The organism is Methylobacter sp. (assembly GCF_004322395.1).
Classification (GTDB): Bacteria; Pseudomonadota; Gammaproteobacteria; order Methylococcales; family Methylomonadaceae; genus Methylobacter_A.
On sequence record NZ_SCTW01000105.1, the window covers coordinates 28,851 to 43,623 of the forward strand.

The 14,773-nt window shown below is 47.3% G+C and carries 11 protein-coding genes, 1 tRNA gene and 2 pseudogenes; 3 read left to right on the top strand and 11 right to left on the bottom strand.

Annotated features, from left to right (window positions below):
* Positions 1-346: 346 nt before the first annotated feature.
* The 3 genes and pseudogenes from EPO18_RS14720 to EPO18_RS14730 form a co-directional block, all read right to left on the bottom strand.
* A pseudogene (locus tag EPO18_RS14720) lies at positions 347-878 on the bottom strand (REP-associated tyrosine transposase).
* 148 nt (positions 879-1,026) lie between these two features.
* Positions 1,027-1,317, bottom strand: coding sequence for a type II toxin-antitoxin system RelE/ParE family toxin (locus EPO18_RS14725; RefSeq protein WP_292434474.1), 291 nt, complete (start codon positions 1,315-1,317; stop codon positions 1,027-1,029).
* Positions 1,311-1,490, bottom strand: a complete 180-nt coding sequence (locus tag EPO18_RS14730; RefSeq protein ID WP_292434476.1) for a hypothetical protein — start codon at positions 1,488-1,490, stop codon at positions 1,311-1,313. The genes EPO18_RS14725 and EPO18_RS14730 overlap by 7 nt, the downstream gene beginning before the upstream one ends.
* A gap of 346 nt (positions 1,491-1,836) precedes the next feature.
* Here EPO18_RS14730 and EPO18_RS14735 point away from each other — a divergent pair, with 346 nt between their 5' ends.
* Together EPO18_RS14735 and EPO18_RS14740 are read left to right on the top strand one after the other, a co-directional pair.
* Positions 1,837-2,466: a hypothetical protein gene (locus EPO18_RS14735; RefSeq protein ID WP_292434478.1), complete on the top strand. Its 630-nt coding sequence runs from the start codon at positions 1,837-1,839 to the stop codon at positions 2,464-2,466.
* Positions 2,467-2,545: 79 nt separating this feature from the next.
* Positions 2,546-3,088: a hypothetical protein gene (locus EPO18_RS14740; RefSeq protein ID WP_292434480.1), complete on the top strand. Its 543-nt coding sequence runs from the start codon at positions 2,546-2,548 to the stop codon at positions 3,086-3,088.
* An 85-nt stretch (positions 3,089-3,173) separates the two neighbouring features.
* Here the strand turns inward: EPO18_RS14740 and hrpA are convergent, their stop codons facing one another.
* Positions 3,174-7,070 carry an ATP-dependent RNA helicase HrpA gene (gene hrpA, locus EPO18_RS14745; protein WP_292434482.1) on the bottom strand — a complete coding sequence of 1,299 codons (3,897 nt, stop codon included), beginning with the start codon at positions 7,068-7,070 and terminating at the stop codon, positions 3,174-3,176.
* A gap of 109 nt (positions 7,071-7,179) precedes the next feature.
* Between hrpA and EPO18_RS14750 the strand changes: the two genes are divergently transcribed.
* Positions 7,180-7,743, top strand: coding sequence for a putative metalloprotease CJM1_0395 family protein (locus EPO18_RS14750; protein WP_292434484.1), 564 nt, complete (start codon positions 7,180-7,182; stop codon positions 7,741-7,743).
* Positions 7,744-7,923: 180 nt separating this feature from the next.
* On the opposite strand, the gene EPO18_RS14755 is transcribed toward EPO18_RS14750, so the two are convergent.
* The 7 genes and pseudogenes from EPO18_RS14755 to EPO18_RS14785 form a co-directional block, all read right to left on the bottom strand.
* Positions 7,924-8,014, bottom strand: a tRNA-Ser gene (locus tag EPO18_RS14755).
* Positions 8,015-8,229: 215 nt separating this feature from the next.
* A complete protein-coding gene (gene csrA / locus EPO18_RS14760) occupies positions 8,230-8,430 on the bottom strand; it encodes a carbon storage regulator CsrA (RefSeq protein WP_292434486.1) in 201 nt (66 codons plus the stop codon).
* 92 nt (positions 8,431-8,522) lie between these two features.
* A complete protein-coding gene (locus EPO18_RS14765) occupies positions 8,523-9,749 on the bottom strand; it encodes an aspartate kinase (RefSeq protein WP_292434488.1) in 1,227 nt (408 codons plus the stop codon).
* 14 nt (positions 9,750-9,763) lie between these two features.
* Positions 9,764-12,376 carry an alanine--tRNA ligase gene (gene alaS / locus EPO18_RS14770; RefSeq protein ID WP_292434490.1) on the bottom strand — a complete coding sequence of 871 codons (2,613 nt, stop codon included), beginning with the start codon at positions 12,374-12,376 and terminating at the stop codon, positions 9,764-9,766.
* A gap of 48 nt (positions 12,377-12,424) precedes the next feature.
* Positions 12,425-12,913, bottom strand: coding sequence for a regulatory protein RecX (locus EPO18_RS14775; protein ID WP_292434491.1), 489 nt, complete (start codon positions 12,911-12,913; stop codon positions 12,425-12,427).
* Positions 12,914-12,919: 6 nt separating this feature from the next.
* The gene (gene recA / locus EPO18_RS14780; RefSeq protein ID WP_292434493.1) at positions 12,920-13,957 is read right to left on the bottom strand and encodes a recombinase RecA; all 1,038 of its coding nucleotides are present in this window, start codon (positions 13,955-13,957) and stop codon (positions 12,920-12,922) included.
* A 410-nt stretch (positions 13,958-14,367) separates the two neighbouring features.
* Positions 14,368-14,773: pseudogene (locus tag EPO18_RS14785) on the bottom strand (HDOD domain-containing protein); the annotation flags it as partial.

The following is a 14,773-nucleotide window of genomic DNA, read 5'->3' on the forward strand; positions in this document are numbered from 1 at the left end:
GAGTAGTCGTAGGGCGGTTTCGCGTCAGCAAACCGCCAATCACCCAAAGTAGACGCATTAGGCGACGCACAATATTAAAGACAATTCGACGTAAAAAAGTCCCCCGCTTGGAAAAGTCAGAGCAAGGATCAGGTTCAGGACTCCGTTTATGGCAGATTGCCTAACGGCGAATCCGCCTTACAGCGTTGATAACAGTCTCGACGTAATATTATCAGATTGCTCGAAGGTTGAAGTTGGCGATAACATGGCTGTGACCTTAGTAAGTGTCATAGCTTACTAAAGCTACGCTGGTTCCCAAGCTCCAGCTTGGGAACCCAGTCTTGGAAGCTCCAGCTTCCCGAGTAACTCACCACGCCCTTATCACCTCAATCAACCCGGCCTGTCCGGCATAATTACGTGCGCTGGAATAGCGCCAATGCTCAGGTTGATCTACATAGCCGCGTTTCACAGGATTTTGATGAATGTAATCCAACTTCTGATGCATAACCGCCTCAGATTCGATGATTTGCGGATGATTGCCTTCTTCCCATACCTGATACGTAGTTTCTTGTTTATGAGCACGCTTGAAGAACGCAAGCAGTTCCAACAACTTAACCGAGCGACATTGTTCCAGATGCGCGATGATTTGCTTCGCCGTATAAGATTTAAATCGTTGCATATCATGACTTAAATCTTCCGAAGCGGCGATAAGATGGGTGATTTTCAAGTATGACATAGCCGTATAGCTGGAAGCCCGAGTCCTGCTGTAAAAATCGCCAAGAGTCCAGCACAATATTTACGGTTTCCGGGCGGGTAAACAACGGCAGCCAGTGGTTTACCGTTGCGGTTAGGAAGTGTGGACAAGGGTTGCATTGGACGCGATAGCGGCTTCTAGGCATGGTTGCCCCTTTGGTGCGGTGATGGGGGACGGGAAGCTAGAGCTTCCACAACTGGGTTCCCAAGCTGGAGCTTGGGAACCAGCGAATACAACATGCGGTGCAATACGGCTAAAGCCTATTACACGCTAAGGATTGCCCCTTACCGCATTCAAGGTAAATCCTCCGGTGCAAAATCCCGCCGTTTATGAATCACCGCAAGAATCTCAACATGGTCGGTTTTTATTTCATAAATAATCCGGTATGAATACAAACCTAATTCACGGATATACTCTTCATTCAGTTCTTGCACCTTGCGACCCTGATAAGGAAGTTCGTCAAGTCCAACTGTTTTACGCACTATCGCTTCGCTGACTCGTTTGGCGTAAAGCGGTGAATCATGGGCGATATAATCGTGAATATGGCGAAGCTGCTCCAAGGCATGACCCGTCCATTTCACCATGTTTGAATATCTCTGAGTACCTCTTCAGCGGATTGGGTTTTGCCTTGGGTTACGTCTTGCTGTCCGCGCCGGATATTTTCCAGCACATAGAGCCGGTACATGATCTCTTCCATGTCGGCGTCTTCCGGGAGCCGGGCGATAGTGTTCAGAGCTTCTTGTTTAACCGCTTGCATAATGATGCCCTCATTGTGTTTGGGAAATGGAGTCGCCTGCTGGAGACTAGGGAAATGGTACTCTATTATGGTATCCTGCTTGGCTAGTTGACCGAGCCGGACGGGACGGGGGGCATGTTGCCCCATCCGAAACGTAAGGCGGCAATTAAATGTAGTCGCTTAGCTCAGGCATCGAAGAAACGTTAGGGACGTGGTTGCAAACCCCGTCCCGCTTGGGTCTATATCATCACCTTACAGCGTTCATCGTTCTGTCACATGCAGATACTATTATATGAAGTACAGTAATTCAGATTTGCAGTGTGTCTAAATCCTGGGTTGTGAGGAATTACATTACATAGGTTTTATTATGATACAAAAAAGAATATTTTCGATATTAATATTGTCCTGTTGTTCATCCCTGGTTTCGGCGCAACTAATTAATGTTGATTTTACCGCCCAACTTGATGGTGGTAATGTTCCGATGCTCACTGAGATTGCGGGTAGTCCATATAATTGGGGGAATCCTATTAATGGGTCATATGCATATGATGACGCAGTTTCGGTTTATTCAAGAGGTCTATTTAATTATGTTACCCCAATCAATACTTTTAAAATAAATTTTCCTATTGCTACTTATTCTTTCGATTTAAACGATGTGAATGTAAATGATCCAAGTCTATATAGCTATGGAACGTACATGGGGGCATATTTTTATCGCAATCCTGGCCTTAATTTATTCGCACCACTATCGTTGAATTCTTATAACTCCTTATCCGGGTACACACCACCATTGAACTGGATGGTGGCGTTTCAGCCTGATGGAAGCGGTTTTACCGCTGGAAATAGTTTTGTTTGGTATAGTAATTACCAACAAACTGTGCAAGCTGTTTCCATGCCGCCATCAATTATATTTTTCATAAGTGCCTTATTATTCATGCTGTTACTGATGCGTAACGGTAGGATTTCAGATTCAACATTTTCTCAAATTACCGTTTGATTGAGACAATTGTAATAGTAGACCCTGTGTGCGAAGAGCCTTTTACCATAACGTGATGCAATAGATTAAGGAAAATTAAATGGCTCTTTATAAAATAAGACATGCAGTACGAGAAGATGCTAGACGCCAGCATCGCAGCCTGGCTATGTACTGTGCATTGTTTTGTTGGCATCATGACAAACAAGCTGTGTTTGTTAGCAAGGACTTATTCCTGCAATTTATTGGTTTGGAAAGATTAAAAGATGTACGTTTTGAAATGATAAAAGAAGATGTAAACCCATATTTTTCATTTGTGTTTCAACGTACATCGAAGAATAGTAACGCTAATTTAATTGTTTTATCACGAATACCAGAAGACGAACTGATGACGTCTAAAGAAAAGGCAATTCATTTCAAGCCATCCGTGTTTGAACTAGCAAACAAATATAGACCAAATTCTGAGCTTTTTTCTCTGGGAGAGGAAACATCAGAAAATTCATCAGAAATTATAGAAAAAGTATTTCCTTACATAAGCTCAATAGAAAATCCGTATGAATTCGCTATCTCAAACACCCTATCTTTATTGGTCGGCGGCCTTATCGATCCAAAATTAGCATTGGCAACTGAAAAGCCTATCCAATAGCTCCACCTGACCATCAAAAAAGCCCTGAAGATTTGCTTTGCAATTTTTCGTTTGTTTACCTTCTTTTAGGGTACGAAACGCAGCATCACCCTCTCTCATCCCAAGCCTTATCCATCCGCTTTGCCGAAACCGGATAAGCGGTTTTAAGCTGCTGGGCGAACAACGAAACCCTGAATTCCTCTAACATCCATCGATACGGGTCCTGCTCAGGGATAACCTTGTCTTTCTTGGCCTTCTTCTCCACGTCCGTCCAAAACCGTGTCGCATAACGGCTGGCTTCCTGGACTTTTTGCAGCGTGTTGTCGCGTTTATCCAGCCGGTATTGTACAGCCTTCAAATAGCGCGGAATGGCTTTGAGCTCTTGATAAGGCGTGTTGCGGATGAACCCTGCATAAATCAGCAAGTCCAACTGTTCGTTAATGTCTTTAGCCAGCGGATCATTCCCATTGAAGCGGTTAAGCTGAGTTTTGATTGCGCCGTAAAGTTCCATAATTTCCAGCGCGATTTTCCCGGCTTCATTGGCGGCGCTGATCAGCCCGGATTTATTCTGCTGTAAGCTTTGCTCAAACGCCTGCTGGGTACGGATGGTTCGGCCTTCGACAAATACGCTATGCAGGGCGACATAAAGTATGTCGTCTTTATACGAAACCTCGGCGTCATTACCGACAACCGGATGTTTCGGCAAGCGGTTATAAGTCAGTTCTGCCGCTGCCGACTTCGGCATGTTTTTCAATATATACGTGCATTCCTTGCGCAATTGTAGCTGAAACAAACGCATTAATCCGGCCTGATGCTGTAACGCGGCTTTTTGCTCGGTGTCGAAAATGCGCACGCCGACCGCATCGCCTTCATCGATGATCGCGGGATAGCCGACAAAAGCTTGTCCTTTCTGGATAAACTGGTAAGTCTCCGGCAGATCGTCGAATGCCCAGCCGATGCAGCCGGTGTAGTTCAGCTCGTCGGCGGCGATCTGGTCGAAACTGTCCCCGGCTTTGGCGGTATGCTTGAGCTGCAATTTTTTCAGGTCGCGGCCGTAATCCAGCAGCTGGCCTTGATCGTCTACAACTCTGAAATTCATCCTCAAGTGATCGGTCAAGGTCTCGGTATTCCAAGCATTGAGCGGAATCGCCTCGCCGGTCAGTTTTTTTAAGCGGTTGCCCAACCATTCCTGCAACGAACCTTTAAAGTCCGGTTCGATTTCAAGACATTGTTTGACGGTCTCAGGCACCGGCACAAAGTGTTTCCTGATGTTTTTGGGCAGGGCTTTAATCAACGCGATGCATTTTTCTTCCAGCAAGCCCGGCACCAGCCAGTCGAAAGCCATTTGCGAGACCTGGTTCAATTGATGCACCGGAATAATTGCCGTCACGCCGTCTTCATCATGGCCCGGCTCGAAGCGGTATTGCAGCGGGATGCTCAGGTTGCCGATCTTCTTGCTGTCCGGGAAATCCCATTCGTTGACATAATCTTCTTCGTGTTCCCGCGTTAAATCCTCCTTGGTTAAAAACAGGATTTTCGGGTTGGTGCGCTCGGCTGTCTTGCGCCAAGTATCCAACGTAACGCCGCTGACTACCTCGGACGGCAGTTTGCTGTCGTAGAACTCATAAAGCCATTGCTCGTCCTCGACCAAATCGACCCGGCGGCCTTTGTGCTGGATCATGCCCACTTCTTCGAGCAGTTTCTGGTTGGCGACATAGAACGGCGCGTTGCTGTGATAATCATGATCGACCAGCGCCGAGCGGATAAAAATCTCCCGTGCAGCCTTGGCATCGACATGGTCGTAAGGAATCTTACGCCCGGCTTGCAGCGTCAAGCCGTACAGCAAAGTCCGTGAAGACACCATGCAACGCGCACCTTTCTTTTCCCAGTGCGGGTCGTAATAGTTATGCTTGACCAGATGCGCGGCGCATTGTTCTATCCATTCCGGCTCGATCCGGGCGACATTGCGTGCATAAACCTTGCTGGTTTCGACCTGTTCTGCGGCCATGATCCATTTGGGTTTGAGCTTATGCAAGCCGGAACCGGGGAAGATAAAAAACTTCAGGCCACGTGCGCCGAGATATTCGTATTGTTCATGGCGAAAACCGATATTGGACAACAGGCCCGGCAATAACGCGCGATGAATTTTTTCATAACCCGGATCGTCGGTGTTTGGGGTCATTTTTAAATCGCCCTTAACCACCTGCATGATTTGCGCGTGGATGTCGAACCACTCGCGCATCCTCATATAAGACAGAAAATTGTCGGTACAATATTTGCGCAGCTTACTGTTGGACAGGTGCTTTTTCTTTTCCTCGTAGGTATTCCAGATATTTAAGATGGTTAAAAAATCGGACTCGGGATGACGAAACGCCGCATGTTTTTGGTCGGCTTGCGCCATTTTGTCGGCCGGTTTTTCGCGCGGGTCTTGCACGCTTAACGCAGAAACGATAATCGCGACTTCGGTTAAACAATGCTCATGCGCGGCGGCGATCAGCATTCTGGCGAGCTTCGGGTCGGTCGGGAATTTGGCCAGCTGTTTGCCGACGTCGGTCAGCTTGCCGGATTTATCCAGTGCGTTGACTTCATGCAGCACGGTCTTGCCGTCGCGGATCATCTTATCTTCGGGCGGCTCAATGAACGGGAATTCTTCAATGTCGCCGAGATTCAACGAGATCATCTGCAAAATAACCGCGGACAAATTGGTGCGCATGATTTCCGGTTCGGTGAACTCCGGCCGGGCTAAATAATCGTCATGCGAATACAGCCTGATGCAAATACCTTCGGCAACACGGCCACAGCGCCCTGCCCTTTGGTTGGCGGAAGATTGCGAGATGCGTTCAATCGGCAGACGCTGGATTTTGCTGCGATGGCTGTAACGGCTGATACGTGCATGGCCGGTGTCGATCACACAGCGGATGCCCGGCACCGTCAACGAGGTTTCCGCAACATTGGTCGCCAGAACGATGCGCAGTTTGCCGCCTTTGGGTTTGAATACCCGCTCCTGCTCGCTGACGCTGAGCTTTGAATATAACGGCAGGATTTCATATTGGGTCGGGTGGTGCTTTTTCAGTGAATCGGTCGTTTCCCTGATTTCCCGTTCGCCGCTCAGAAAAATCAATATATCGCCGCGCAAATCCCGGTACAGTTCATCAACCGCATCAAGTATTGCGTTTTGCAATTCGTCGCCGGTTTCATCCGTTGCCTTTTCGTCGTCCGCTTCCTCCTTCGGGACGATGGGCCGATAACGAATATCCACAGGATATGTGCGCCCGGAAACCTCGATAATCGGCGCTTTATTGAAGTGATCTGAAAAACGTTCCGTATCAATGGTTGCCGAGGTGATGATCAGCTTTAAATCGGGCCGTTTCGGCAGCAACCATTTCATGTAACCGATCAAAAAATCGATGTTTAAACTGCGCTCATGCGCCTCATCGATGATAATCGTGTCGTATTGATTTAAGTAAGGATCGTTTTGCGACTCGGCCAGCAGAATACCGTCGGTCATCAGCTTAACCAATGAATCCGCGTGGGTTTTATCGTTAAAGCGGATTTTGTAACCGACCGATTTGCCGATCGGTTCGCCAAGTTCTTCGGCAATACGGTCGGCAACCGTGCGCGCCGCAATTCGCCTGGGCTGGGTGTGGCCGATAAATCCCGTCGCGCCTCTGCCTATCGACAGGCAAATCTTGGGTAACTGCGTGGTTTTGCCGGAACCGGTTTCGCCGCAGACGACCACGACCTGATTTTCCTGGATCAGCTTGGCGATATCGTCCTTTTTACCGGTCACCGGCAAATCGGGAAATGTCAGTACCGGAATACTGGCAAGGCGCTTGTCTCTGACTGCAACCGATCTTTCGATACGGCTCGCCAACTTGTTCAATTCTTCCTCCGACTTTTTGCTGCGGCAGCGATCTAATTGACGCTTTAATGCGTGCCTGTCTTGGTTAAGACAATTCGGTAACTGGTGGGCAAGTTGCTTAATTAAATCAGTTTTGGACATCAAAAATAGACGAATAAATTAAGCCATTATACGTTAATTTATTTATCTATAGACTATTAACTAATTGTTTATTAAACTTCAAATAGTTTATTAGATGTGAAGGTGCATCATGATTTCTTCCATATCCAATAATAGATTCACCAGCCCAAAAGCCGATTATTCCCAGCCGCAATCGGTCGCCTCAACAAACGACCCAGATCAAAAAGCTCAGCAAAAATCGGCATTAAAAACCGATGGTTCCGAATCAACAAACAATAAAAAAACCGGTGAACTTAGCGATTCCGACCTAAAAGTCGTCAGCGAGCTTAAACAAAGAGACGCTGAAGTCAGGGCACATGAGGCGGCGCATCTGGCTGCGGCCGGAGGTATTGCTACGAGCGGGGCCAGTTTTGAATATCAGCAAGGTCCCGATGGGATTCGGTATGCAATTGGCGGCGAAGTCAATATAGATACCTCTCCGGTTCCCGGCGATCCAGCCGCAACGCTACGAAAAGCCGACACCATCAGGCGAGCCGCCCTGGCTCCGGCCGAGCCTTCCGGCCCCGACATGCAAGTTGCCGCAAGTGCGACAGCAATGACTGCCCAAGCACAGGCCGAATTATTGAGAAAAAACCAGAACACTCAAAACGGCAACAAAGACCAATTGGGAACCCAAATCGACCTGTCTGCATAAGTCATCATCAACACTCAGATTCTTATCCAAGCGGAATCGAGAATGCCCGAGCTAGTAAGCCGCAAACTAAGAATGGGTATTTTTGAATTAATCCGATTAATACTGACGATTTTCAACCGCTAACTACCGCCGGATATTTCCTATGAACATTGATTTTTATTTTAAAATCAATTATCTAAATGGCGGAGAGTGAGGGATTCGAACCCTCGATGCGCTTTTGGCACATACTCCCTTAGCAGGGGAGCGCCTTCGGCCTCTCGGCCAACTCTCCATATAGATGATTTATCTTTAAGCTACAACCTTGTGCCTAAAGATATTTTGAGGACTTCCCTCAAAAGCTAACATAACTTCTTTACTTAATGATGTTTAAGCGCAAACACTAACCGACTTCACAAGAAACTTGTGAAATGCTTTGCACCTTACTTAAAACAAGCCCACATCCATCAGCTAGCGAGTGCGTAGCACACTCATAAATCTCTACTACGATTACTCTTCAGATCCAGCCGAGCCTGCCGACCCATTCTGTTCCTTTTTGATCCTTTCGTAGATCTCTTCCCTGTGTACAGAGACTTCTTTTGGTGCGTTAACACCTATGCGAACCTGATTTCCTTTAACTCCGAGAACAGTGACGGTAACTTCATCACCAATCATCAAAGTCTCTCCTACCCGACGAGTCAAGATAAGCATGGCTACTCCCTATATATGTTAAAAACGAACTGTTCTTAAACAGCATCCAACCAAGACGGGCAATTATAGCAGCTTTTTCTTATAAATAAAGTCTAAGATTCTATTTCCTGATCTAATTTAAACGCGCCATGCAGCGCCCTGACCGCGAGCTCTAGATACTTTTCATCGACTACAACCGATATTTTAATCTCGGATGTCGAGATCATTCTGATGTTGATGCTTTCATCAGCCAGCGCCTTAAACATGGTGCTGGCAATGCCCGCATGGGAACGCATACCTACACCCACAATCGATACTTTGACAATGCTATCGTCGCCGGTAACATTCCTGGCTCCTAGTTCAACACAGGTTTTATCCAGCAAGGTTTTCGCCCGCTGGTAGTCATTGCGATGCACTGTAAAGGTAAAATCAGTGGTCGAGTCATCGGCGATGTTCTGGATAATCATATCAACTTCGATATTGGCATCGGCAATCGGCCCCAGAATTTTAAACGCCACACCAGGTAAATCAGGCACTCCGGTGATGGTTAACTTAGCCTCATCCCGATTAAATGCGATTCCTGAAATTAAAGCACTTTCCACTTGTGAATCCTCGTAGGTAATGAGCGTGCCCTTACCTTCTGTAAATGATGATAATACGCGTAACGCAACGTTATATTTGCCGGCAAATTCCACCGACCTGATCTGCAATACTTTCGAGCCCAAACTGGCCATTTCCAGCATTTCCTCAAAAGTGATTTTATCCAGCCTGCGGGCTTTAGGCTCGACCCTGGGATCGGTAGTGTAAACGCCGTCGACATCGGTATAAATATGACATTCATCGGCTTTTAAGGCTGCCGCCAAGGCCACCGCAGTAGTATCCGAACCGCCGCGCCCCAGCGTGGTGATATTGTCGTTCTCATCCACACCCTGAAAACCGGCAACCACAACCACCTTACCTTCGTTAAGATGATTGCGAATGCGTGCGTCGTCTATTTTGCGTATCCGCGCCTTGGTATGACTGCTGTCGGTCAGGATTTTTACCTGGCTGCCGGTGTAAGAACAGGAATCGCAACCCAGCTCATGCAAAGCCATGCTTAACAGAGAAACGGTGACCTGCTCGCCGGTTGACAGCAACACATCCATTTCCCGCTCGTTAGGGTGTTGCTGCATGTCTTTTGCCAACGCAACCAAACGATTGGTTTCGCCGCTCATCGCGGAAACCACGACGACGATTTGATCGCCCAAATCGTGGGCTTTTTTGACTTTTTCGGCGACCGCTTTAATGCGCTCGACATTACCTACCGAGGTGCCGCCGAATTTGTATACATATAATGCCATTTAATAAAACCTTCTTACGCGCCAAGTTGCGTTTTCACCCAGGCAGGAACCTGAGCCAATGCGCCAGCCAAACCGGACGGATCATTGCCCCCGGCCTGTGCCATATCGGGTCTGCCGCCGCCTTTTCCGCCGATTTGAGTAGCGACAAAATTAACCAGATCACCGGCTTTTATCCGTCCCATTTGATCTTTAGTTACACCGGCAATCAAACTGACCTTATCGCCCTCGACGACCGCTAAAACAATTGCGGCGCTAGCTAATTTATTTTTCAACTGATCGATCATATCTTTCAGGGACTTCGGATCGACACCATCCAGCTTAACCGCCAGTACCTTGATGCCATCGATATCGACAGCTTGAGCGCTAAGCTCGCTGCCCGCCGAACTGGCAAGCTTTGCATTCAAACGTTCCAATTGTTTTTCCAACAATCTGTTCTTCTCTATCAGCTGCTCGACTTTTTCAGGCGCTTTTTCAGGTGCGCTTTTGACCAATCCGGCAATGCTGGCAAGCGCTTGATCACGACTGGCTATATAATCAAAACAACCGCTACCGGTTACCGCTTCAATTCTTCTTACGCCTGCCGCTACGCCGGTTTCATTGATGATTTTAAAGCAACCTATATCCCCTGCCCGCTCGACATGGGTGCCGCCGCAAAGCTCGGTCGAGAATTCGCCGATTTTTAAAACCCTGACTTCATCGCCGTATTTTTCGCCGAACAAGGCCATTGCACCGGCTTTAACCGCGTCATCTTTTGCCATGGTCTGTGCACTTACGGGATTATTCGCTCGAATTTGTTCATTTACGATCCGCTCAACGGTGCTGATTTCAAAAGCCGTTACCGGTTCAAAATGGGAAAAGTCGAACCGCAACCGTTCAGGATTAACCAGTGAGCCTTTCTGCGCGACATGATCGCCCAGAACATGCCTTAACGCGGCATGCAATAAATGCGTCGCCGAATGGTTAAGCTCGGTTGCTTTTCTATCTTCTGCGCTGACACGGGCATCGCACAACTGGCCATTAGTCAAAGTTCCTGCAACCAATTTACCTTTATGCAAGAACAGGTTTCCGCCCTGCTTTTGGGTATCGGTAACTTCAAATACCGCACCATCCGCTTCGATTCTTCCGCAATCGCCGATCTGGCCGCCGGACTCGGCATAGAACGGCGTTTTATCTAAAATAACAACGCCCTCATCGCCATCTTCCAAGCTGTCTACCGGCTGGCCTTTTTTGTAAAGACCGATGATATGCACTTGATCGTCAAGCTGGCTGTAGCCGGTGAATTCGGTCTGTGCATCGAGTTTGATATCCTGATCGTAGTCGGCGCCAAAGCTGCTTGCAGACCTCGCTCTTTCCCGCTGGGCCGACATCGCGGTTTCAAATCCGGCATGATCGACAGTCAGATTATTTTCACGGGCAAAATCAGCGGTTAAATCAACCGGGAAACCATAGGTATCGTAAAGCTGGAATACGGTATCGCCGGGAATTACTGAACCTTCCATTTTGGCGACGCAAGCTTCCAAAATCTTCATGCCTTGCTCTAATGTTTCAGCAAAACGCTCCTCTTCTTTTTTCAGTACCCGTTCAACTTGCTCTTGTGCAGCTTTAAGTTCAGGGAAAGCTTCACCCATTTCTTCAGCCAGCGGCGCGACCAATTTATAAAAGAACACATCGCGGATACCCAAACGATAACCGTGGCGGATAGCGCGGCGAATAATCCGGCGTACCACATAACCGCGCCCTTCATTGGACGGCATCACGCCATCCGCCACCAGGAATGCGCAAGAACGGATATGGTCGGCAATCACGCGCAATGAGCTTAAGGTCAAATCGTCAGTACCGGCCAATGCCGCCGCCGCTTTTAACAGTTTTTGGAACAAATCGATTTCGTAATTGCTATGCACACCCTGCAATACAGCTGCAATGCGCTCCAGGCCCATGCCCGTATCCACGGAGGGTTTCGGCAACGGCGTTAACGAGCCGTCAGCGGCACGATCGTATTGCATGAATACCAGATTCCAGATTTCGATATATCTATCGCCATCTTCATCCGGCGATCCCGGAGGACCACCGGCAATGTCTGCGCCGTGATCGTAGAATATTTCAGTGCATGGCCCGCAAGGCCCGACATCACCCATCGACCAGAAATTATCCTTGGCGCCGATTCTTGAAAACCGCTCAGCAGAAACTCCGACATCCTCCAGCCAGATTTTTTCGGCTTCCGAATCTTCATCAAAAACGGTAATCCATAATTTTTCCGCCGGGATTTCCAGTTCCTTGGTTAAAAAATCCCAAGCGAAATGTATCGCTTCTTTTTTAAAATAATCGCCAAAGCTGAAGTTACCCAGCATTTCAAAAAAAGTATGATGCCTTGCGGTATAACCGACGTTTTCCAGGTCGTTATGCTTGCCGCCCGCCCGTACGCAACGCTGGCTGGTCACGGCCTTGTTATAGTCGCGGTGGTCTCTGCCTAAAAACACGTCCTTGAACTGCACCATGCCGGCATTGGTAAACAGCAGGGTCGGATCGTTTCCCGGAACCAGTGAGCTTGAAGGCTGCACGGAATGTCCCCGCTCGCGGAAGAATTCCAGAAAGGCAGTGCGCAATTGGGCGCTAGTCATCTTTTTCATAATAAATAAATGCTTTTAAAAAATCGGGTTACGCTAACCATTTACAACCTAGAGAAATCTAATATCCAACTCATCAAACAACGCACTGATCATTGCGCCGGAAAACCCGCGATGCAATAAAAAACGACTGCGTTTTGCCCATTCATTGCGATCCAACACAGTATCATGGGGGTACTTTTTACTGTAAACCTGCTCCAGCAACGCCATCCAACTACCGGCTTCTTCTTGCACGATGCCTTCAAGATCAAATGCCGCTATGCCGTTTTGTTTGAGCTCATAGCTCACACGAATCGGCCCGTAGCCCTTCCCGATACGAAACCGGGCATAGTTTTCCGCGTACCTTAAATCGTCTTGCCAGCCTTGTTCAGCCAGTTCGTCAATGACAGGCTGCACGTCATCCCTGTCGAAACCTCTTAAAGCCAACTTATCCAGCAGCTCCTTTTGGCTGTGTTCTCTTTGCGTCAACAGACGCAGGCAAATTTCCTTTATTTGTTGTTCGGCAATGTGAGGCACTCCGGCTTCACTTTTTTCAATCAAAACGAACTACTCGTCCTCATCAACCACAGACTCCTCAATCAGAGGAGCAGCTTTTTTGGCAAAAGCCTCGGCTCTTATTTTTGCTTCAATCTCTTTTGCTTTTTCAGGATGCTCTTTTAAAAAGGCTTTTACGTTATCTTTGCCTTGGCCGATTTTTTCATTGCTGTAACTGTACCAGGAGCCCGACTTTTGAATAAAGCCGTAATTCACGCCCAGATCGACCAACTCGCCCAAAAAGGAAATGCCTTCTCCGTATAAAATCTCAAACTCAGCCTGTTTAAACGGTGGCGCAACTTTATTTTTGACGACTTTTACCCGCGTTTCATTGCCGATAACTTCCTCGCCTTTTTTAATCGAGCCGATACGCCGGATATCCAAACGCACCGAAGCGTAAAACTTAAGCGCGTTGCCGCCGGTGGTAGTTTCAGGATTGCCGAACATGACGCCGATCTTCATCCTGATCTGGTTGATGAAAATAACCAATGTGTTAGAACGCTTAATGTTACCGGTCAACTTCCGTAAAGCTTGGGACATCAAACGCGCCTGCAAACCCATATGCGAATCGCCCATATCGCCTTCAATCTCGGCTTTCGGCGTTAGCGCAGCAACCGAGTCAACCACGACCACATCGACCGCACCGGAGCGCACCAGCATATCGGTGATTTCCAATGCCTGCTCGCCGGTATCCGGCTGGGACACCAGCAAATCATCGACATTAACCCCGATTTTTTCGGCATAACCTGGATCTAACGCATGCTCGGCATCAACAAACGCTGCGGTACCGCCGAGTTTTTGCATTTCGGCGATGACTTGCAACGTTAATGTCGTTTTACCGGATGATTCAGGGCCATAGATTTCAACCACGCGGCCACGAGGCAAACCGCCGCAACCTAGCGCAATATCCAAGCCCAAAGAACCAGTAGAAACAACATCGATATCGCGCGAAGCGGCCACGTCACCCATGCGCATGACCGAGCCTTTACCGAACTGCTTTTCAATCTGCATCAGCGCCGCGCCTAGCGCTTTCTTTTTGTTCTCATCCATTATTAATACCCTTTACGCCCTGCGGCCATGTTGGTTAGAAAGAAATATCGCTGAAAATAAATCGTTCATTATCCCATACAGACAAAGCTTCGGATAGTGTTGATTTGTTGGAAAGAGTTAAGATGGTAAGTGAAAAGCCCAGTAGAAAAGTTACAGCTATCAATAAATCGCCAGACATAATAACCTGACGTTTTTTAGCATAACCCTATAATGAGGGGAAACGTAAAACCAATCGAATTGACAGAAAGTGAACGAAATCTGCTACAGCTAATTGTTAAAAAAGGCAATGACTGACAAGAACATAATTATGCCAAGACTGTCTTGATGTTATTATGAAGAGCAATCCATTTTTTCCATAGCGAAAAAACAAGAGATACTTTTATTTTAACCTACACAATTCAGCTCTATTGTTAGTCCGAAAACGCTTTCATAGCATCGTTTATTTGCTGCTTGGCTTCACTCAATATATTTAATGAAAACTCGGGGGAAAGTGAAAAATTCTTCAATTTACTGGCAGCAGGAATAGAGGAGATAACCGGAAATTCGGACGTATTTTTCTGCCTTATTTTATTATGTAAGCGGGAAAGTACAACTATATCGGTTAAATTAAGTTTCTCACTGTTGTTTTGAAACCAGTCATCAGCATAAAGCGGAATCTTACGATATTCTTCAACAAATCCCCAATCATTCAAAACCTTATATCCTACCGGGCCTTTGACGTAAGGTAAAGCCAGCTCGATATCTGATTCGGTGCAATACTCTTTGGGGAAATTAGCAGCAAAACTTAAGAAAGGTATAGCACCGATATTGCAAATT